Origin of the sequence: Streptomyces decoyicus, from assembly GCF_019880305.1 — a bacterium.
Lineage (GTDB): Bacteria > Actinomycetota > Actinomycetes > Streptomycetales > Streptomycetaceae > Streptomyces > Streptomyces decoyicus.
Window position 1 is genome coordinate 5,607,986 of the sequence record NZ_CP082301.1, and the last position, 18,726, is coordinate 5,626,711.

The 18,726-nt window shown below is 72.5% G+C and carries 19 protein-coding genes and 1 pseudogene; 12 read left to right on the forward strand and 8 right to left on the reverse strand.

Annotation, left to right across the window (positions count from 1 at the left end):
• Positions 1–38 precede the first annotated feature (38 nt).
• The 3 genes from K7C20_RS24835 (at position 39) to K7C20_RS24845 (ending at position 2,082) form a co-directional block, all read left to right on the forward strand.
• Positions 39–821: a helix-turn-helix transcriptional regulator gene (locus tag K7C20_RS24835; RefSeq protein WP_048829468.1), complete on the forward strand. Its 783-nt coding sequence runs from the start codon at positions 39–41 to the stop codon at positions 819–821.
• 10 nt (positions 822–831) lie between these two features.
• Positions 832–1,752, forward strand: coding sequence for a glutaminase (locus tag K7C20_RS24840; RefSeq protein WP_030081709.1), 921 nt, complete (start codon positions 832–834; stop codon positions 1,750–1,752).
• Positions 1,753–1,848: 96 nt separating this feature from the next.
• A complete protein-coding gene (locus K7C20_RS24845) occupies positions 1,849–2,082 on the forward strand; it encodes a hypothetical protein (protein ID WP_030081707.1) in 234 nt (77 codons plus the stop codon).
• A 30-nt stretch (positions 2,083–2,112) separates the two neighbouring features.
• Here the strand turns inward: K7C20_RS24845 and K7C20_RS24850 are convergent, their stop codons facing one another.
• The 4 genes from K7C20_RS24850 to K7C20_RS24865 all read right to left on the reverse strand — a co-directional run bounded on the left by K7C20_RS24850 (position 2,113) and on the right by K7C20_RS24865 (position 7,376).
• A complete protein-coding gene (locus tag K7C20_RS24850) occupies positions 2,113–2,562 on the reverse strand; it encodes a VOC family protein (RefSeq protein WP_030081705.1) in 450 nt (149 codons plus the stop codon).
• Between the two features lie 64 nt (positions 2,563–2,626).
• Positions 2,627–3,565 carry a beta-ketoacyl-ACP synthase III gene (locus K7C20_RS24855; protein WP_053209421.1) on the reverse strand — a complete coding sequence of 313 codons (939 nt, stop codon included), beginning with the start codon at positions 3,563–3,565 and terminating at the stop codon, positions 2,627–2,629.
• Positions 3,566–3,983: 418 nt separating this feature from the next.
• Positions 3,984–6,293: a heavy metal translocating P-type ATPase gene (locus K7C20_RS24860; protein WP_053209422.1), complete on the reverse strand. Its 2,310-nt coding sequence runs from the start codon at positions 6,291–6,293 to the stop codon at positions 3,984–3,986.
• 75 nt (positions 6,294–6,368) lie between these two features.
• Positions 6,369–7,376: a helix-turn-helix transcriptional regulator gene (locus K7C20_RS24865; RefSeq protein ID WP_053209423.1), complete on the reverse strand. Its 1,008-nt coding sequence runs from the start codon at positions 7,374–7,376 to the stop codon at positions 6,369–6,371.
• Between the two features lie 176 nt (positions 7,377–7,552).
• On the opposite strand from K7C20_RS24865, the pseudogene K7C20_RS38400 reads away from it, so the two are divergent.
• From K7C20_RS38400 to K7C20_RS24880, 4 genes and pseudogenes are all read left to right on the forward strand, one after another.
• Positions 7,553–8,131 (forward strand): annotated as a pseudogene (locus tag K7C20_RS38400) (MFS transporter); the annotation flags it as partial.
• The gene (locus K7C20_RS38405) at positions 8,095–8,442 is read left to right on the forward strand and encodes a hypothetical protein (protein ID WP_053209424.1); all 348 of its coding nucleotides are present in this window, start codon (positions 8,095–8,097) and stop codon (positions 8,440–8,442) included. The pseudogene K7C20_RS38400 and the gene K7C20_RS38405, both read left to right, overlap by 37 nt.
• 200 nt (positions 8,443–8,642) lie before the next feature.
• Entirely contained in the window at positions 8,643–9,728 is a 1,086-nt protein-coding gene (locus K7C20_RS24875) for a magnesium and cobalt transport protein CorA (protein ID WP_030085963.1), read from the forward strand.
• A gap of 196 nt (positions 9,729–9,924) precedes the next feature.
• Positions 9,925–10,791, forward strand: coding sequence for an isocitrate lyase/PEP mutase family protein (locus K7C20_RS24880; RefSeq protein WP_030085965.1), 867 nt, complete (start codon positions 9,925–9,927; stop codon positions 10,789–10,791).
• A gap of 119 nt (positions 10,792–10,910) precedes the next feature.
• Here the strand turns inward: K7C20_RS24880 and K7C20_RS24885 are convergent, their stop codons facing one another.
• Positions 10,911–12,209, reverse strand: a complete 1,299-nt coding sequence (locus K7C20_RS24885) for a CynX/NimT family MFS transporter (protein WP_245171306.1) — start codon at positions 12,207–12,209, stop codon at positions 10,911–10,913.
• Between the two features lie 19 nt (positions 12,210–12,228).
• Positions 12,229–12,975, reverse strand: coding sequence for a FadR/GntR family transcriptional regulator (locus K7C20_RS24890; RefSeq protein WP_048829994.1), 747 nt, complete (start codon positions 12,973–12,975; stop codon positions 12,229–12,231).
• A 160-nt stretch (positions 12,976–13,135) separates the two neighbouring features.
• On the opposite strand from K7C20_RS24890, the gene crcB (K7C20_RS24895) reads away from it, so the two are divergent.
• The 3 genes from crcB (K7C20_RS24895) to crcB (K7C20_RS24905) are packed head-to-tail and all read left to right on the forward strand — an operon-like array spanning position 13,136 to position 14,327.
• The gene (crcB, locus tag K7C20_RS24895; RefSeq protein WP_030085973.1) at positions 13,136–13,573 is read left to right on the forward strand and encodes a fluoride efflux transporter CrcB; all 438 of its coding nucleotides are present in this window, start codon (positions 13,136–13,138) and stop codon (positions 13,571–13,573) included.
• On the forward strand, positions 13,570–13,956 hold the full coding sequence (locus K7C20_RS24900) for a DUF190 domain-containing protein (RefSeq protein WP_030085974.1): 387 nt from the start codon (positions 13,570–13,572) through the stop codon (positions 13,954–13,956). The genes crcB (K7C20_RS24895) and K7C20_RS24900 overlap by 4 nt, the downstream gene beginning before the upstream one ends.
• Positions 13,953–14,327: a fluoride efflux transporter CrcB gene (gene crcB, locus K7C20_RS24905; RefSeq protein WP_030085976.1), complete on the forward strand. Its 375-nt coding sequence runs from the start codon at positions 13,953–13,955 to the stop codon at positions 14,325–14,327. The genes K7C20_RS24900 and crcB (K7C20_RS24905) overlap by 4 nt, the downstream gene beginning before the upstream one ends.
• Positions 14,328–14,570: 243 nt before the next feature.
• Here the strand turns inward: crcB (K7C20_RS24905) and snpA are convergent, their stop codons facing one another.
• Positions 14,571–15,239 (reverse strand): snapalysin, encoded by a 669-nt coding sequence (gene snpA, locus K7C20_RS24910; protein ID WP_030085977.1) that lies wholly within the window; start codon positions 15,237–15,239, stop codon positions 14,571–14,573.
• A 218-nt stretch (positions 15,240–15,457) separates the two neighbouring features.
• Here snpA and K7C20_RS24915 point away from each other — a divergent pair, with 218 nt between their 5' ends.
• Together K7C20_RS24915 and K7C20_RS24920 are read left to right on the forward strand one after the other, a co-directional pair.
• Positions 15,458–16,417: a LysR family transcriptional regulator gene (locus K7C20_RS24915; protein WP_030085978.1), complete on the forward strand. Its 960-nt coding sequence runs from the start codon at positions 15,458–15,460 to the stop codon at positions 16,415–16,417.
• A gap of 192 nt (positions 16,418–16,609) precedes the next feature.
• On the forward strand, positions 16,610–17,905 hold the full coding sequence (locus tag K7C20_RS24920; RefSeq protein WP_048829995.1) for a cation:proton antiporter: 1,296 nt from the start codon (positions 16,610–16,612) through the stop codon (positions 17,903–17,905).
• A gap of 348 nt (positions 17,906–18,253) precedes the next feature.
• Here the strand turns inward: K7C20_RS24920 and sodN are convergent, their stop codons facing one another.
• Positions 18,254–18,649 (reverse strand): superoxide dismutase, Ni, encoded by a 396-nt coding sequence (gene sodN / locus K7C20_RS24925; protein ID WP_030085982.1) that lies wholly within the window; start codon positions 18,647–18,649, stop codon positions 18,254–18,256.
• Positions 18,650–18,726: the final 77 nt, after the last annotated feature.

Sequence of the window (18,726 nt, forward strand, 5' to 3'; positions counted from 1 at the left end):
GCGGACGGCCGTGAGGTTCCCGTGCCAGGCTGGGGGACGTGGGCGAAGAGCGCGACCCGGACGAGCCATTCGGCGTATCGGGCGGATACCGGGAGCGGGTGTCCCGGCCGGCCGGCGCGGTGCTGTGGACCCGCACCACCCTGCCGGCCCGCCCGGTGCTGCCCGACGGCTGTACGGATCTGATCTGGAGCGGGGGCCGACTGCTGGTGGCGGGGCCCGACACCGGGCCGCATCTCCCGGGGGAGGCCGTGCCCGGCGCCCTTCCCCGTGGCCCTGAGGGCGGGCGAGGCACCCCCATCGTGGGGCTGCGCTTCGCACCGGGCCAGGGCCCGGCCGTCTTCGGCGTACCGGCCCACGAACTACGCGATCAACGGGTGCCGTTGGCGGACCTGTGGCCCGCCGGCCGGGTACGGGAGCTGGCCGGGCGGCTGGCGGAGGCGGGGGCGACGGCCAGCGGGGGCGGTGTGGGCCGCCTTCTGGAGGAGACCGCCGTGGCCCGCCTCCGGGATGCCACCACGACAGGGGGCCGCACCGCCGCCGTCGCCGCGGCGCTCGCCCGCGGCCGCCCCGTCGCCGAGGTGGCCCGCGCCGTGGCCCTCAGCGAACGCCAGCTGCACCGGCTGAGCCTGGACGCCTTCGGCTACGGCCCCAAGACCCTGACCCGGGTGCTCCGGCTCGTCCGCGCGCTCGACCTGGCGCGCTCCGGGATGCCGTACGCACAGGTCGCGGTGCGTGCCGGATACGCGGATCAGGCGCACCTCGCCCGCGAGGTGAAGTCGCTGGCGGGGGCCCCGATGGGGGTGCTGCTCGCCCCGGGTTAGCGTGTCCGTCATGGACTACCAGGCCGTTCTCGAGGAGGTAGCGGCCCACGCCAGGCCGTACGTGCGCCAGGGCCGGGTCGCCGACTACATACCGGCGCTCGAGCGGGTGTCCGCGGACCGTTTCGGGATCGCGGTGGCCGATATCAACGGTGACGTGTACGGGGTCGGCGACTGGGAGACCCCGTTCTCCGTGCAGTCCATTTCCAAGACGTTCTCGCTGGCGCTGGTGATGGCCCAGAGCCACGGCGGCCACGACAGCATCTGGCAGCGAGTGGGCCGCGAGCCGTCCGGTACGCCGTTCAACTCGCTGGTCCAGCTGGAGGCGGAGAACGGCATCCCCCGTAACCCGTTCATCAACGCGGGCGCGCTGGTGGTCACCGACCGGCTGCAGACCCTCACCGGCGACGCCAGCACCTCGATGCTGCACTTCCTGCGTGAGGAGAGCGGCAACCAGGACCTCGCCTTCGACCAGGCGGTGGCCGACTCCGAGGCCGAACACGGCGACCGCAATGCCGCCCTGGCGCATTTCATGGCGTCCTTCGGCAATCTGGAGAACCCCGTCCCCAGCGTCATCGAGCACTACTTCTGGCAGTGCTCGATCGAGATGAGCTGCCGGGATCTGGCCGTCGCCGGCGGATTCCTGGCCCGCCACGGGCTGCGCGCCGACGGCAGCCGCCTGCTGGAGGCCCGCGAGGCCAAGCGGATCAACGCGGTGATGCTGACCTGCGGGACGTACGACGCGGCCGGGGAGTTCGCCTACCGGGTCGGGCTGCCCGCGAAGAGCGGGGTCGGCGGCGGCATCATCGCCGTGATCCCCGGCCGCTGCACGCTGTGCGTCTGGAGCCCGGGACTCGACGCCCGCGGCAACTCCGTCGCGGGCGCCGCGGCCCTGGACCACTTCACGACGCTGACCGGATGGTCGGTGTTCTGACGCGATTGCGCGGGATCACCGGCCCGGGGCCGGGCCCCGGCTGCCGTTGTGGGCGCCGACCGGCTGGCGCATCGTGGGCGTAGGAGGTGCACCGCCATGGAGCACGAGATGCGCGCCGAGTACGAGGAAGGCGTTCTGCCGCATGCGGACACGCCGGTGAAGATCTGGCACATGGTGCGGCTGGAAGGCACCACCGCGATGTGCGGGCGGGAGCTGGCACCGGCAGCGGCCACCCAAACGGCCGAGGTCTGGGGCACGCCCAAGGGCGAGCCCTTCTGCCACAGCTGCGGCGCGCTGTACCTGCGCGAGCACCCCGGGGACACCGGCTAGGGACTTTGAAGACAGTCCCTTGGAACTGTCTTACGGCTGTCCCCCGGCCGTCCCCTGGGGCAGCGGCGCGAACAGATCGACCCCATGGCCGTCCGGGTCCTGTACGACGGCGTAGCGCTGCCCCCAGAAGGCATCCCACGGCGCCTTCTCGCCCGTATAGCCGGCGGCGGTGAGCTCCGCGTAGACCGCGTCGACCCCGGCGGGTCCCGCGCACTCGAACGCGAGCGCCGTAGGGGTGCCGTCCTGCGGCGGCGTCCAGTCCGGGTCGATGGCACGCGCGGTGTCCTGGGTGTCCCACATCAGCCGCAGGCCGCCGGGGAGCTGCGCCTCGGCGTGCGGGGCGCCGTCCGCTTCGGCGGGGACGTCCAGGCCGAGGCGGCGGTAGAAGGCGAGGGCCGCGGCCATGTCGGCCACGACCATGCCGACGGCTGCGAACCGTGGTGTGGACGGTGTGGTGGTGGAGGAAGAAGTGGTGGTCATGCGGCGAGCGTAGGCGGCCCGCCGGGCCACGGTCTTGAACGAATCGGACGCGGCACCGGCCGCCTCACGGGCAGCTGATGACCTGCCCCGCGTACGAGAGGTTGCCGCCGAAGGCGAACAGCAGCACCGGGGCACCGGAGCTGATCTCGCGCCGCTCGACCAGCTTGGACAGGGCGAGCGGCACGGATGCCGCGGAGGTGTTCCCGGAGTCGACGACGTCCTTGGCGACCACCGCGTTGACCGCGCCGAGCCGCTCCGCGACCGGCTCGATGATCCGCAGGTTGGCCTGGTGCAGCACCACGCCGGCGAGATCGGCGGGTGCGATCCCGGAGCGCTCGCACACCTTGCGGGCGATGGCCGGCAGCTGGGTGGTCGCCCAGCGGTAGACGGTCTGGCCCTCCTGGGCGAACCGGGCCGGCTCGCCCTCGATACGGATCGCACCGCCCATCTGCGGCACCGAGCCCCACAGCACCGGACCGATCTCCTGCTCCGGGGAGGCGCTGACCACCGCGGCGCCCGCCCCATCGCCGACCAGCACACAGGTCGAGCGGTCCGTCCAGTCGACGACCCCGGTGAACTTCTCCGCCCCGATGACCAGCGCATGGGTCGCGGAGCCGGCCCGGATGGCGTGGTCGGCGGTGGCCAGTGCATGGGTGAAGCCGGCGCAGACGACGTTGAGGTCCATCGTCGCGGGGGCGTCCAGCCCGAGTCGGGCGGCGACCCGGGCCGCGGTGTTCGGGCTGCGGTCGGTGGCCGTGCAGGTGGCGACCAGCACCAAGTCGATGTCCTGCGGGGCCAGGCCGCTGGCGGCCAGGGCCTTGGCCGCGGCGGCGGCCGCCATCGAGTCCACCGTCTCGTCCGGGGCGGCGACATGGCGGGTGCGGATGCCGACCCGGCTGCGGATCCAGGCGTCGTCGGTGTCGACCATTTTGGCGAGGTCGTCGTTGGTGAGCACGCCGGAGGGCTGGTAATGGCCGAGAGCCAGGACGCGTGACCCGGTCATGAATTCCCCTGTACGTGGGTGGGCGGTATGTCACCCAGTCTCACCCCTCGGTCCCGGCCGGCGGCTGCGTGAACTGCCAATCTTCGGTCGCCAGAACTGGAGACAGTTGTCAGAACCGGGGAGATCCGGCCGCGGTGTCGGGTCCGCGGCGCCGGGTCCGTGCCGCCGGGTCCGGGCCGCCGGGTCCGCGGGCGCCCCCATACGGTGCGGGGCGCCCGCGGACGGCGGGGCGGGATCACGCAGGGGCAGCAGCCTGCCCGATCCAACGGGAGAGCCACGGCCTCCCCGGGGTATTGCTCCGCTCGCGGGCGCGTCCCGGGGGCTCTTCTCCCACCACCGGGACGCGCCCGGAGGCTCTCCGCGTTCGGGACAGCGCCCGGAAACGTCCTGCTCCCGGGACAGCGCCCGGAACTCTCCGCTACCCGGACAGCGCCCGGAAGCGTCGCAGCCGCAGGCTGTTGCCGACGACGAAGACCGAGGAGAACGCCATCGCGGCCCCGGCGATCATCGGATTGAGGAGCCCGGCCGCGGCCAGCGGCAGCGCCGCCACGTTGTAGCCGAACGCCCAGAACAGATTGGTCCGGATGGTGCCGAGGGTCGCACGGGCCAGCCGGATGGCGTCCGCCGCGGCGCGCAGATCGCCCCGTACGAGGGTGAGGTCACCGGCCTCGATGGCGGCGTCGGTGCCGGTGCCCATCGCCAGCCCCAGGTCGGCGCGGGCCAGCGCGGCCGCGTCGTTGACGCCGTCGCCGACCATGGCCACCGAGCGGCCCTCGGACTGCAACCGCTCGACGACCGCCACCTTGTCCTCGGGGAGCACCTCGGCGATCACCTCGTCGATCCCGACCTCGGCGGCGACCGCCGCCGCGACGGCCTCGTTGTCGCCGGTCAGCAGCACCGGCGTCAGCCCCAGGTCCCGCAGCCGGCGCACCGCCTCGGCGCTGGTGGGCTTCACCGCGTCGGACACGACCAGCACCGCGCGCGCCGCACCGTCCCAGCCGACGGTGACCGCCGTACGGCCCTCGGCCTCGGCCGCGGCCTTGGCGGCGGCCAGCTCGGGCGTCAGGAACTGGGACCACTGGTGCAGCAGCTGCTCACGGCCCACGAGGACGGCGTGCCCCTCGACCACTCCCCGGACGCCCAGGCCCGGGACGTTCGTGAAGTCCTCGGGGGCGGGCAGGGCGCCCGCCGCCGCGTCGCCCTCCGCGGTCCGCTGCTCGGCGCCGGTGACGATGGCGCGGGCGATGGGGTGCTCGGAGGCGTGCTCCAGCGCGCCGGCCAGCCGCAGCACCTCCGGCTCGGTGGCGCCCTCGGCGAGGTGGACCCCGGTCAGTGTCATCACACCGGTGGTGACCGTGCCGGTCTTGTCCAGGACGACGGTGTCCACCCGCCGGGTCGACTCCAGCACCTCGGGTCCCTTGAGCAGGATGCCGAGCTGGGCGCCGCGGCCGGTACCGACCATCAGCGCGGTCGGCGTGGCCAGTCCCAGCGCGCACGGGCAAGCGATGATCAGGACGGCGACGGCCGCGGTGAAGGCGGTCACCGCGCCCGCGCCGGTGGCGAGCCAGTAGCCGAGCGTGCCGAGGGCGAGCGCGATCACGACCGGGACGAAGACCGCGGAGATCCGGTCGGCCAGCCGCTGGGCCGCGGCCTTGCCGTTCTGGGCGTCCTCGACCAGCCGCGCCATCCGGGCGAGCTGGGTGTCCGCGCCGATCCGGGTGGCCTCGACGACCAGCCGGCCGCCCGCGTTGACGGTGGCGCCGGTGACGGTGTCGCCGGGGGAGACCTCGACCGGGACGGACTCGCCGGTGAGCATCGAGGCATCCACGGCGGAGGAGCCCTCCACCACCGTCCCGTCGGTGGCGATCTTCTCCCCGGGCCGTACGGTGAAACGGTCGCCGACCCTCAAGTCGGCCGTGGGGATGCGCACTTCACGGCCGTCGCGCAGCACGGCGACATCCTTGGCGCCCAGCTCCAGGAGCGCCCGCAGCGCCGCACCCGCCTTGCGCTTCGCGCGCGCCTCGAAGTAGCGGCCGGCCAGGATGAAGGTGGTGACCCCGGCCGCGGCCTCCAGATAGATGCTGCCGCTGCCGTCGGTGCGGGCGATGGTCAGCTCGAACGGGTGCGTCATCCCCGGCATGCCCGCGGTGCCGAAGAACAGCGCCCACACCGACCAGCCCAGTGCGGCGAGGGTGCCCATCGAGACGAGGGTGTCCATCGTGGCGCTGCCGTGCCGCAGATTCGTCCAGGCGGCCTGGTGGAACGGCCAGGCGCCGTACGCCACCACCGGCGCGGCCAGGGTCAGCGAAAGCCACTGCCAGTTGGTGAACTGGAGGGGCGGCACCATCGCCATCAGCACCACCGGGACGGACAGGGCGAGGGAGATCAGCAGACGCCGGCGGAGCGGGGCGGGCCCGTCGCCGTCGGCTTGGCCGTCCGTCCCGCCCCGGCCTTCGCCGCCGGTGGGTCCGGCGGCCTCCGGCGCCGCGGCGGGCGGCTCCGGGAGGACCGCGGTGTAGCCGGTCCGCTCCACGGTGGCGATCAGGTCGGCGGCCGCCACACCGCTGCCCGCCGCCACGGTCACCTTGGCCTTCTCGGTGGCGTAGTTGACGGTGGCGGTCACCCCCTCCATGCGATTGAGCTTCTTCTCGATACGGGCGGCGCACGAGGCGCACGTCATCCCGCCGATCTCCAATTCGACGCCGTGCTCTTCGACCGCGGTGGTCATGCCAGCTCCTCGGTGTGCTGCGGGTGCGCGTTACCCGAGTCAACCATATACCCCCCTAGGGTATTCCTCCGTGCGTCACCGTGTCCCTTCCGTTTGCCCGCCCTCCTCGTCGCCGTCCGCCGTGGCCCCCGCCGCACGGCTCACCCGTCCGCCCATCGCCCGCAGATACGCGGCCAGCTCCGGCGGTTCGTGGACGGTGAACTCGTACCCCAGCATGGCCAGCCGGAGCGCCAGCCACTCCAGCGAGTCGGCGGTGCTGTGCCAGCGGCAGGACGCCTCGCCGACCGCGACGACCTCGCCCGCCGCCGGGCCGCCCAGCCGGGCGGTCACCTCCGCGGCCGGTGCCCACACGGTCGCCACCGCCCGGTGGGACGCGCTCATCCCCTGCATCCGCTCCCGGACATAGGCGCCCGCGTCGGCGGCGGGCAGCTCGCGCGGCGGGGTCCGTACGCCGGTGGGGAACGGCTCGCTCAGCCGGTCCACCCGGAAGATCCGCCAGTCCTCGCGGTCGTTGTCGTACGCCACGAGATACCAGCGGCGCCCCGAGGCGACCAGGCGGTGCGGCTCCACCAGGCGCCTGCTGTGCCGTCCTGCGCCCGCCCGGTAGCGGAAGCGCAGCCGCTCGTGGTTGGTGATGGCCGCGGCGAGCACCGTCAGATGCTCCGGGTCGACGGTCGGGCCGCCGCCGGCCGGCATGGGGACGGTGGCCGTGCCGAGTGTGCCCACCCGTCGCCGCAGCCGGGCCGGCAGGACCTGTTCGAGCTTGGCCAGCGCCCGTACGGACGCCTCCTCGATGCCCTCGATGGTGTGGCCCGCGGCCGAGCGCAGGCCGACCGCGATGGCCACCGCCTCCTCGTCGTCCAGCACCAGCGGCGGCATGGCGGTGCCCGCGGCCAGCCGGTAGCCGCCCTCCGCGCCCATCGTGGCGTGCACGGGATAGCCCAGCTCGCGCAGCCGCTCGATATCGCGGCGGATGGTCCGGGAGGTGACCCCGAGCCGCCCGGCCAGCTCGCTGCCGGGCCATTCACGCGGGGTCTGGAGCAGGGACAGCAGATTCAGCAGTCGCGCCGACGTCTCACTCATGGGACCGATGATGCCGGTCCCTCTAGGACCGGAGCTGTCCTATATCCCGCCTGGTGTCGAGGACGCCGACGGCCGGCCCGGCCACCACCCGGCGCCCATCGGCTCCGGTATCCGCAGCACATACGGCTTCGGCACCGGCTTCCGCTCCCTTCCGCACGGTTCCCCTGGAGAACGTCATGACCACGTCCGTCCCCGCCGCCCCCGAGACGGCCGCCGCGGCCGCGCGAGCGGCCGGCCGCAGACGCCGGATCGCGCTCGCCGTCGTCCTGACGGCCGCCTTCATGGACCTGGTCGGCGCGACCATCGTCAATATCGCGATCCCGAGCATCCAGCGGGACACCGGCGCGAGCTTCAGCGCCGTGCAGTGGGTCACCGCCGGCTACGCCCTCGCGTTCGCCCTCGGCCTGATCACCGGCGGCCGGCTCGGCGACATCCACGGCCGCAAGAAGCTGTTCCTGCTCGGCATGGGCGGCTTCACCCTCGCCTCCGCCCTGTGCGGTTTCGCGGTGGGCCCGGGGATGCTGGTCGGCGCGCGGGTGCTCCAGGGCGCGATGGCCGCGCTGATGGTGCCGCAGGTGCTGGCGATCATCCACGTCATCTTTGCGGCGCAGGAGCGCGGCAAGGTCTTCGGGATGTTCGGCGCGGTGATCGGCCTCGGCGCGGTCTGCGGCCCGCTGATCGGCGCCCTGCTCACCGAGGGCAACCTATTCGGTCTGGAATGGCGCCCGATCTTCCTGGTCCGCTGCACGCCGGGCTGACCGGGGTGCCGTTCTCGGCGCTGGGCCTCGGACTGTCGTCGGTGGCCTTCTTCGGAGTCGTCGGCGATACGGGGCAGCCGGGCGGCGCAGGTGCGGGCGACGGGGCCGCGGACGCCCTGCGGGCCTCCTTCGTCGGCGCCACCACCCACGCCCTGTGGTGGGTCTGCGGCGGCCTGGTCCTCGTCTTCGGCCTGCTGTTCCTGCTGCCGCGGCGGATCCGCGCGCGGGAGGCGGCGGAGGCGGTGGAGCCTGCGGCGCCGGAGGGCGGCGCGGGTCCGGAACAGCGGCAGCCTGCCCTGGTCTCCTGAAGGCCCGTACCCCCAGGCCGGGTTGTACGGAGCGGGGCGGAGCGGCGGCCGGCACCGGGGCGGACGACCCGGTGCCGACGCTCCGCCCGGTGCCGCAAAGCGCTCGGCAACCGAGCGTCCCCGCTCCGCCCCGCTGCGTAAAAACAGCCCCTTTGCCGTACCGTTCACGGCCCCCCGCGGGCCATACTGGCCGGGTGTCGATGATCAGCAACCTCCGTAAGGCCGTCCGGCTGCCGCAGCCGCGCACCCGGGGGGTCGACCTCAGCCACCCGGCGCGCTCGCCGCTCGGCACCGCCGTGGTGAACTGCGCGGTGTACGTGGACGGCGTGCGGCAGGACGGCAATCACCCGGCCGATGTGGCGATCCGCCGGGTCCGCGAAACCGGCAGTGGATTTGTCTGGATCGGGCTGCATGAGCCGTCCGAGAAGGAATTCGCCGGAATTGTCGAGTTGTTCGGGCTGCATCCGCTCGCCGTCGAGGACGCGGTCCACGCCCACCAGCGGCCCAAGCTGGAGCGCTACGACGACTCGCTGTTCACCGTCTTCAAGACGGTCCGCTATGTCGAGCACGACCGGCTCACCGACACCAGCGAGGTTGTGGAGACCGGCGAGATCATGGTCTTCACCGGCACCGACTTCGTGATCACGGTACGGCACGGCGGGCATGGCTCGCTGGGCCCGCTCCGTGAGCAACTGGAGTGCGTGCCCGAGCAGTTGGCCCTCGGCCCGTCCGCCGTGCTGCATGCCGTCGCCGACCTCGTCGTGGACGACTACCTCGATGTCACGGCCGCGGTCCAGGTCGATATCGACGACGTCGAGAGCGAGGTCTTCTCCGTGCGCGGCAGCGGCGGGGCGGGCCGGATCTACCAGCTCAAGCGTGAGCTGCTGGAACTCAAGCGCGCGGTGGCCCCTTTGGACCGGCCGATGCAGGGGCTGGCCAACCAGCCGATGGCGCAGGTCGACCCCCGGATCAAGACGTACTTCCGGGACGTCGCCGACCACCTCGACCGGGTCACCGAGCAGATCACCGCCTTCGACGAACTGCTCAACTCCATACTCCAGGCCCATCTCGCCCAGGTCACCGTCGCCCAGAACGAGGACATGCGCCGGATCAGTGCCTGGGTCGCGATCCTGGCCGTGCCGACCATGGCCTGCGGCGTGTACGGCATGAATTTCGACTACATGCCGGAAAAGCACTGGACGTTCGGCTATCCGCTGGTGATGACGCTGGTCGTGGCCCTCTGCTGGGTGATCCACCGCGGCTTCAAGCGGAACGGCTGGCTCTAGGGGCTGGCGGACTGTCCAAAGAGAAAGGCATGGAAGGTCATGGCGTGTTAGAGGCATTTTGCCGATATGCCGGATAAATATGCCGTGACCAGTTCCCCAGCGGCCGGAGGGCCGCGGCGCCGGGATCTTCAGCATGCTCCCGAGCGCGCCCCGGACGCCGGACCGCGGTCCCCGCCGGTTCTGTGAGGAGAGCACATTGCGCTACGGACAAGCACTGCGTGACGAGATCGCGGCCGAGGGGACGACGCCGCTGATCGGCGTCCACGACATGTACTCGGCCTCGATCGCCGCCGCGCACTACAACGGCTTCTTCGTGTCCGGCTTCGGCTTCGCCGCGTCGTACTACGGACTCCCGGACATCGGGTTCATCGCCTGGCCCGACATGGCCGCCTTCGTGGAGCGGCTGCGCGGCGCGTTCCCGCGCCACCATCTGCTGGTGGACATCGACGACGGCTATGTCGACCCCGAGGTGGCCTGTCATGTGGTGCGGCGCCTGGAGCGCAGCGGCGCGAGCGGGGTGATCCTGGAGGACCAGAAGCGGCCGCGCCGCTGCGGTCACGCGGACGGCAAGCTGCTGCTGCCGCTGGAGGAGTACCTGGAGAAGCTGAATCTGGTGCTGGCCGCCCGTGGCGAGCTGCTCGTCGTGGCCCGTACGGACGCCACGGAGGAGGACGACATCCTGCGGCGGGCGGCGGCGCTGGCCGAGACCGACGCGGACGTCGTGCTGGTCGACGGGGTGCGCAGCGTCGATGGGATCCGCCGGATCCGTCAGGTCACCGGCGCCAAGCCGCTGCTGTTCAACCAGATCGCGGGCGGGAAGTCCCCGCGGCTCTCGCTGAGCGAACTGACCGCGCTGGGCATCGATGTGGCCATCTACAGCACCCCCTGTCTGTTCGCCGCGCACCGCGCGATGGAGACCGCGATGGCCGAGCTGAAGTACGCGGACGGACGGCTGCCGGCCGCCGGGGACGGCGGCGGCGAGGTCGGGGTCAAGGAGGCCACCGAGCTGCTGACCCGGAACATCAGCCGGCCCCGCCCCGTACCGGAGCCCGCCCTGGCATGACCCTCGGGAGGGGCGCCCGCCCGACGCCCCGCCCCGCCGGAAGATCCCCGGCGTAGGTCCGGCGCCCCCCCCGCTCCCCGCTCCCCGTGTCCCGCTTCACGGAGATCCGCCGGCCCCCGCTACCGCCCCGCCACCTGCCGCGGCCGGGCCGCGCACCACCCCGCCGCGGTCTGCGGCAGCAGCAGCGCCAGCAGGACCGCCAGCGGAACCGTCCAGCTGCCGGAGAGATCGTGCACGGCGCCCAGGACGGCCGGGCCGGTGGCGGCCAGGACGTAGCCGAAGCACTGGGCCATGCTGGAGAGTTGGGCGGCGTGCCGGGCGTCCGGGGCACGCTGCACGAGGAACAGCAGCGCGAGGCTGATCGCCGCGCCCTGGCCCAGGCCCAGCAGCACCATCCACAAGGAGGCGCCGGCGGCCGGTGCGAGAAGCACCCCCGTGAAACCGGCCGCGCACAGCAGTGCGCCGACCGCGGCCAGAACGCCGGCCCGCAGCCGGCGGCCGACGAGCACCGGCGCGAGGAACGAGCCCGTGATGCCCAGCAGCGAGGAGAAGGAGAGCATCCAGCCGGCGTCGCCCGCGCTCATGCCGTCGTCCGTGAGCATCGTCGGCAGCCAGGCGGCGGCCGCGTAGTAACTCAGCGACTGCAAGCCCATATAGCCGGTGACCTGCCAGGCCAGCGGATCGCGCCACAGTCCGCGTACGGGGTGTGCCGCCGCGCGGGCGGCAGCCGCCGGCACCCGGGTACGGGTACGGATCTGCGGCAGCCAGCAGACCAGCGCAACCACCGCGAGGGCGCCCCAGCAGCTCAGCGTGGCACGCCAGTTCAGGCCGACGGCCTGCTGGAAGGGAACCGTGACCCCGGCCGCGAGCGCGGCGCCGCCGAACAGCGACATCGAGTACAGGCCGGTCATCAGCCCGGCCCTGGCCGGGAAGTCCCGCTTGATCAGGCCGGGCAGCAGCACATTGGCGACGGCGATCCCCGCGCCGATCACGACCGTGCCGGCGAACAGCGCCACGACCGAGTCCAGCAGCCGCAGCGCGGTGCCCCCGCAGATCAGCGCCATCGTGCCGAGCAGCGACCGCTCCATGCCGAACCGCCGCCCCAGCCGTGGCGCGACCGGCGCCAGCAGACCGAAGCAGAGCAGCGGCAGCGCGGTGAGCAGGCTGGTGGCGGCGGCCGACATCCCGCTGTCGTCGCGGATCGTGCCGACGAGCGGCGAGACGGCGACCAGGGCCGGGCGCAGGTTCAGGGCCAGCAGGACGACACCGAGGCCGAGGTACAGGGCGCGGCGCCCGGTGACGCCGCGGGAGGCACCGGCGGGTGCGGCCGCCGCGGTAACCGGCCCCTCGGGTGTGCCGGTACCGGGCGCCGCCGTCCCGGGCCCTTCGGGTATGCCGGCGGCGGGCTCTGCCGCCACGGCTGCAGGTCCTCCTGCGTCACGCATGCGCGTCGTCTCCGTGGTGGGTGGTGCGGGTGCGGCCCCGGTCCTCTGCGGGCGGCTCGCGCAGGGCGTTCATCGCCTCCGTGAGGTGCGCCAGCGCGGCCCGCTCGGCGCCGTCGGCGTCCCGTGCCTCGATGGCGTCGACGATGGCGGTGTGCTCATCGAGCTGATGGCGTACCGCCTCGGGCAGCGGGGTGCCGAGCACGGCCTGCAACGTGCCGCGCAGCGCGTCGCTGAGGTGCTCGTACAGCTCGGCCAGCACGCTGTTGTGCGCGGCGGCCGCCACCGTGCGGTGGAAGTGCACGTCCGCGTCGATGAAGGCGGCCACCTCGCCGCTCTCCCAGGCCCGCTCGCGCTCGGCCAGCGCGCCGTGCAGCGCGGCGAGGTCCTCGTCGGTGCGGCGCTCGGCGGCATAGCGCGCCGCATCCCGCTCCAGGCAGGCGCGCACCTCGTACGCCTCCAGGTTCTCGGCCCGCCGCAGCCGCCGCTGTACGGCCGCGCCGAAATCGCTGTGGGCGCGGACATAGGTCCCGTCGCCCTGCCGCGGTTCCAGCATCCCGGTGTGCACCAGTGCGCGGACCGCCTCGCGGACGGTGTTGCGCCCGACGTCGAGCTGCTCCACCAGCACGGGCTCGGCGGGGATCTTCGCCCCGACCTCCCACTCGCCCTCGGCGATCAGCCGCTCCAGCTGCTCGATGACCAGATCGACCAGGCTGGTGCGGGCGGTGCTGCGCAGCGGCATCGACGCCGTCCTCCCTCTTCGCGGAAGCCTTCGGACGCTTTTCGGAAGCCTTCGTCCGGGATTTCCGTCCGTCCATTCCACCGGTGATGGGAACATCCCATGTTTAGCGGTGTCAAACGCGCAGGGTTAGCCTGAAGACGGCGATGATCTCGGGAGACACATGGACGAGCGAGGCCGCCGGGCGGCGCCCTGGCAGGGGCAGTGGCCGGTGATCGGCGTGGTGGCCGTGGGCGGTGCGATCGGTGCCCTGGCCCGTTACGGCGCCGCACTCCTGTGGCCCACCGGGAACGGCGCCTTCCCCTGGACGACCCTGACCGTCAACGCCGTCGGCTGTGCGCTGATGGGCATCCTGATGGTCGTGATCACCGAGGTCCGGCCGGCCCACCGGCTGGTGCGCCCCTTCCTCGGCACCGGCATCCTCGGCGGCTTCACCACCTTCTCCACCTACGCCGTCGACATCCAGCGGCTGGTCGGCGCCGGGCGGCCGGCCGAGGCCCTGGCCTATCTGGCGGGCACCGTGCTCGCCGCGCTCGCGGCCGTAGGGGCCGCGGTGACCGGCACCCGTGCACTTCTCCAACTGAGGCGGCGGACGGCATGACACACGGCACGGCACACCCGGGCGGCACCCCGGCGCTACGGCTCACGGTCCTCGTCGGCGAAGAGGACGTATGGCACCACAAGCCGCTCTACGCGGAGATCGTGCACCGCGCATACGACGCCGGTCTGGCCGGGGCCAGCGTCTTCCGGGGCATCGAGGGCTTCGGCTCCTCGGGCATCGTCCACACCCAGCGCCTGCTGTCCCTGAGCGAGGAGCTGCCGGTGGCGATCGTCGTCGTCGACACGGAGGAGCGGGTGCGGGGCTTCCTGCCGCGGCTGGAGGAACTCCTCGCGGTCGGCGGGCTGGTGACGCTCGACCCGTGCGAGACGCTCTCCTACCGGCGCACGGACGGCACGGGCACAGGTGAGGGCGGGCGCGGGTGAACTGGCTGCTGGTGGTGGCCGGTGCCATGGTCGGAGCACCGCTGCGCTTCCTCACCGACCGCTATGTGCAGTCCCGGCACGACGTGCTCTTCCCCTGGGGGACCTTCACCGTCAATGTCGTCGGCTCCCTGGTCCTCGGCCTGCTGACCGGTGCGGCCTCCGCCGGTGCGGCCTCCTCGCACCTCCAGCTGCTGATCGGCACGGGGCTGTGCGGTGCCCTGACGACGTATTCGACCTTCTCCTACGAGACGCTCCGGCTGGCCGCCGACCGGGCACGGGGGAGCGCGGCGGCCAATGTCGTGGGGACCGTGCTGGCCGGCCTGGCGGCGGCGTTCGCCGGGGTGGCCGCCGGGCAGGCGCTCTGGGGCTGACGTCCGCCGCGCGGGCCCGTGGACAGACGAAAGCGGTGGGGCTCCCGGGGGAGCCCCACCGCACGGGCGGTGCAGGAGGTGCGGGGGCTGGTGGGGTACGAGCGCCGGCCGCCAGGTCCCGGCTCTCGACAGCCCCCGGCCGTTGCGCGGTTCCGACCACCGTGAGCACGGTCGGATCCGCCGGCCACCGCCGAACTTCGTCACGTCACACGGCCTGTGAGGTGACCAGGCCTGTGGGGTACGTCAGGAGGCCTTGCCGAAGTGGACGCCCGCCAGGCCGTTGGCCCAGAGCTGGTTCACCTGGGCGCGCTCGTTCGCGTCCGGCTGGGCGTTCTGGCAGGACGTGCCGGGGCCGCCGCCGGACATCAGCTCGCTGCACGGGCCCTCGTAGTGGTCCGGCAGGCCCAGCACATGGCCGGTCTCGTGCGCGGTCACGCGGGTGGAGTTGTACTCCTGGTTCTGCGCGTAGTCCAGGAAGACAAAGCCCTTTCCGTGACCGTCGGTGCTGGCGTACGAGCCACGGGCGTCATTGCCCTCGCGGTACTGGAAGTCGCCGCCGCTGCCTTCCTGGAGCTTCACGTTCGAGACGGCGCTGTTCCAGATCGACGCGCTCTGGGCTATCTGGTTCGCGAAGGTCGGGGCCGCGCTGGCGTCATAGGTGACGGTCACCGAGGCGGCGTCCGGGTGGGCCTTCATCTTGGCCTTGGCCGACTTCAGTACGGCCTCGAAGAACGCCTTGGTGTCGGCCTTCTCGGCCGCCGAGCCGTTATAGGCCGCGATCGAAGCGGTGGTACTGCGGGGGGAGTTGGCGGGAGAGGAGGGGGAGGCTGCCGAAACCGGCGCCGCGGCTGCGAGCGCGGCGACGAGGCCCAGACCGAGCGCCGCCGACAGCGCCGTCTTGGGAGATCTCATGTGGGGGCTCCTTTATTTCCGAGGGCCGTACGGTCGCCGTGTGGGGCGGCGACCGGGGCCCTGCGGATTTCTTGGTGCCGTTGAGTCTGGACGGAGTTCACCCGGAAGACAGAGATGCCAGGTGGCGATAGCACCAGCCAATACCCCGGAAAAAAGAGCGCGTTCCGACAGGTTTGAGAGTCTGGTGTGACGTATGCCTACGTCGTTATGCTCCGGACGTGGAGCTCGAGGTAAGGCATCTTCGCGCATTGTGCGCCATCGCGGACTCCGGCAGCGTACGCAAGGCGGCCCGGCAGCTCGGCATGACCCAGCCTTCCCTGACGACCCAGCTGCACCGCATCGAGAAGGCCCTCGGTGGCCAGCTGTTCTTCCGTGAACCGACCGGCAGCCGGCCCACGCCACTGGGACATTCTGTCCTGTGCCGGGCCCGGCCGATAGTGGCCGAAATGCGGGCACTCATTGACGAGGTTGCGTCGGCCTCGCACCGCGACCAGGGTGCACGGCTGCACATCGGCAGCACCAACAGCCCTGCCGTCGCCGGATGGCTGCGCCGGCTCCGTCGCCGGCTGCCGGAGACCGACACCACGATAAGAACCGATGTGTCCGCCAATGCGCTGCTCCACATGGTCGCGACGGGACAGCTCGACGCCGCCTTCGTCCACGAGGTCGAGGGCGCGCCCCTACGGGTCCCCGAGGGCCTGGTGGAGCACGAACTCATCGCCAGGGAGCCGCAGTTCATCGCGGTGGCGGACACCCATCCCGCGGCCGCCAGGACGGTCATCAGGGTGGCGGACCTCGCCGACGACCAGTGGATGGTCGACCCGACCGTGGACGGTGAATGGGCGGGACTGCGCCGCATCTGGACCGCGGCCGGTATCAACCCCCGTGTCGTGCACGGCGACTACCTCACCACCGTGGACCTCGTCACGGCCGGTGAGGTGGTCACCCCCTGCCAGCCGACCGCCCGCCCCCGGCACGGCATGGCGATCCGCCCCCTGTACGGCGACCCGCTGGCCGTCCGCCTCTTCATGGCCTGCCGCCAGGACGACACCCTGGCCGCCTCGTCCGACGACCTGTTCGCCGATCTGACCGCCTCGTACATGGAGACCGCCTGGGCGAGCGAGGCCTACCGGACGTGGCTCGTGCGGCACAACGGGCGGCTGCCGGTGGGGAGCTAGCGGGCTTCTGAGCCCGTCCGCTCACGGGAACGACGGGGCGGTGCGGCGGCGCGTGCGGGGCCCGTCGGCCGGGTCTGTCCACCAACGGTGTGAAAGCCGCGGTCCTGGCCTCCGGGGACCCGCTGGGCCGTGGGGCGATGGCCGAGAGTGGGGGTGCCCGAAAGCCGGTGCGGCCGAGCCCTGGAGACCTCTGTGGATGGCACCTTTTCCCTGGTCCTGCTCCTGCTGTTCCTGTGGTGCCTGTGTTCACGGCGGATGGAGCGCTTCGAGCTGACCGCTCCGGCCGCGTTCGTCCTGCTGGGGCTGCTGCTGGGCGAGGGCACCGGCGTCCTCGACCTCCCCCTCCCGCACGAGACCGTGAAGGTACTCGCGGAGATCACCCTGGTCTGGGTGCTCTTCACCGACGCCGCGCGGCTCTCCTTCCGGGCCCTGCGCCCGGAACTCGGCCTCTCTCTGCGGCTGCTGGGGATCGGGCTGCCCCTGTGCGTGTGCCTGGGCACGGTGCTGGCGGCCGTCCTGCTTCCCGGCGTCTCGGGATGGGCCGCGCTGTACGTCGGGGCCGCGCTCGCCCCGACGGACGCCGCGCTCGGCGCCACGATGATGGTCAACCCCGTGGTGCCCGCGAGGATCCGGCGGCTCATCAACGTGGAGAGCGGCCTCAACGACGGCATCGCCACACCCCTGGTGGTGCTCGCCCTGGCCGGAGTGTCCGCGGCCGAGGGCAGCGCCGGACCGGACGCCACCGGCCATGCCCTGGTGCAGCTCGCCGCCGGTGCCGCGTACGGGGCGGTGGTCGGACTGGCCGCCGGATGGCTGCTGCGGACCACGCTCCGCAACGGCTGGGCGGCCGAGGACTTCGCCGGCGCGGGCGTACTGGCCCTGGCCCTCCTCGGCTACACCTCCGCCCTCGCGATCGGCGGCAACGGCTTTGTCGCCGCCTTCGTCGCCGGCCTGGCCTTCGGCTCGACGCACGGTGCCCCCCATCGGGTGCTGCTCTACGTCGAGCAGACCGCCTCGCTGCTCTCCGTCCTGGTCTGGCTGGTCTTCGGCGCCCTCCTGCTGCCGGAGGCGTTCGGCCACTTCACCTGGCAGGCCGTGGTCTACGCCGTACTGAGCCTCACGGTGATCCGCATGCTGCCCGTCGCGCTGTGTCTGACGGGAAGCGGTCTGGACGCCAAAACGGTGCTGTTCGTGGGCTGGTTCGGCCCCCGCGGCCTGGCCTCGATCATCTTCGGCCTGCTGGCGGTCGAGGAACTCAAGTCCCCCGACACCCAGGCGGTGGTCCCGGTAGTCGCCTGCACCGTCCTGCTCAGCGTCCTCGCCCACGGCCTCACCTCCGCCCCACTGGCGAACCGCTACGGGAAAGCGGCAGCGGCCAAGGACATCGGCCCGGCCCCCACCACGGCGGACGAGCTGCCCGTGAGGGGGATGGCGGCGGGGGGTCTGCACCGGGGGCGGCTACGGGGCGGCGGGCCGGCGCCGTCGTGAGCGTTGCCCACCCGAGGCTCCTTGTGTTCCGCCCGTTTGCGGGCAGCGGAGGTCCCCGAGCCACCGCCCAAGGCGCCGCCATGCCCGAGTGCCTCGCTTCTACCGGGGCTCGCATGAACAGGGCCGCGCCGACCTGGAGGGCGCTCGCGGCGACCTGCACTGGTTCACCGTCACCGTCACCGCTCCAGGCCTCGCCTTCCTCGACCGGGGGGCGGGGCGCACCCGGCCCCCAAAAAAGAAGACCGCACCCGCTCCGTCACGGACGCCCTGTGGGGCGGTGTGCGGACCGGGCGCGGACAGGTGGCGGAGAGGCCCGCGGCAGTGCGGGTCAGGCCGCCTGGGCCGAGGTCAGGCCTTCTTGGTCTCCCAGAAGATCTTGTCGATCTGGGCGATGTAGTCCAGGGCCTTCTGGCCGGTCGCCGGGTCGTTGGAACCCTTGGCGGCGCTGAGGGCCTTGAGGGTGTCGTTGACCAGCTGGTGCAGCTCCGGGTACTTCTCGAAGTGCGGGGGCTTGAAGTAGTCGCTCCAGAGCACCGAGACGTGGTGCTTGGCCAGCTCGGCGCGCTGCTCCTTGATCAGGACGGCGCGGGTGCGGAAGTCCGCGTCCTCGTTGGCCTGGTACTTCTCCTGGACGGCCTTGACGGACTCGGCCTCGATGCGGGCCTGGGCAGGGTCGTACACGCCGCAGGGCAGGTCGCAGTGGGCGCTGACCTTCACCTTGGGGGCGAACAGGCGGGAAAGCATGTTCAGTCCTTCCTCGTGATCGTCTTCTCAGGTGCGAGATTACTCGGTGCGGGAAGGCTTTTCTCGGTCGGCCCGGG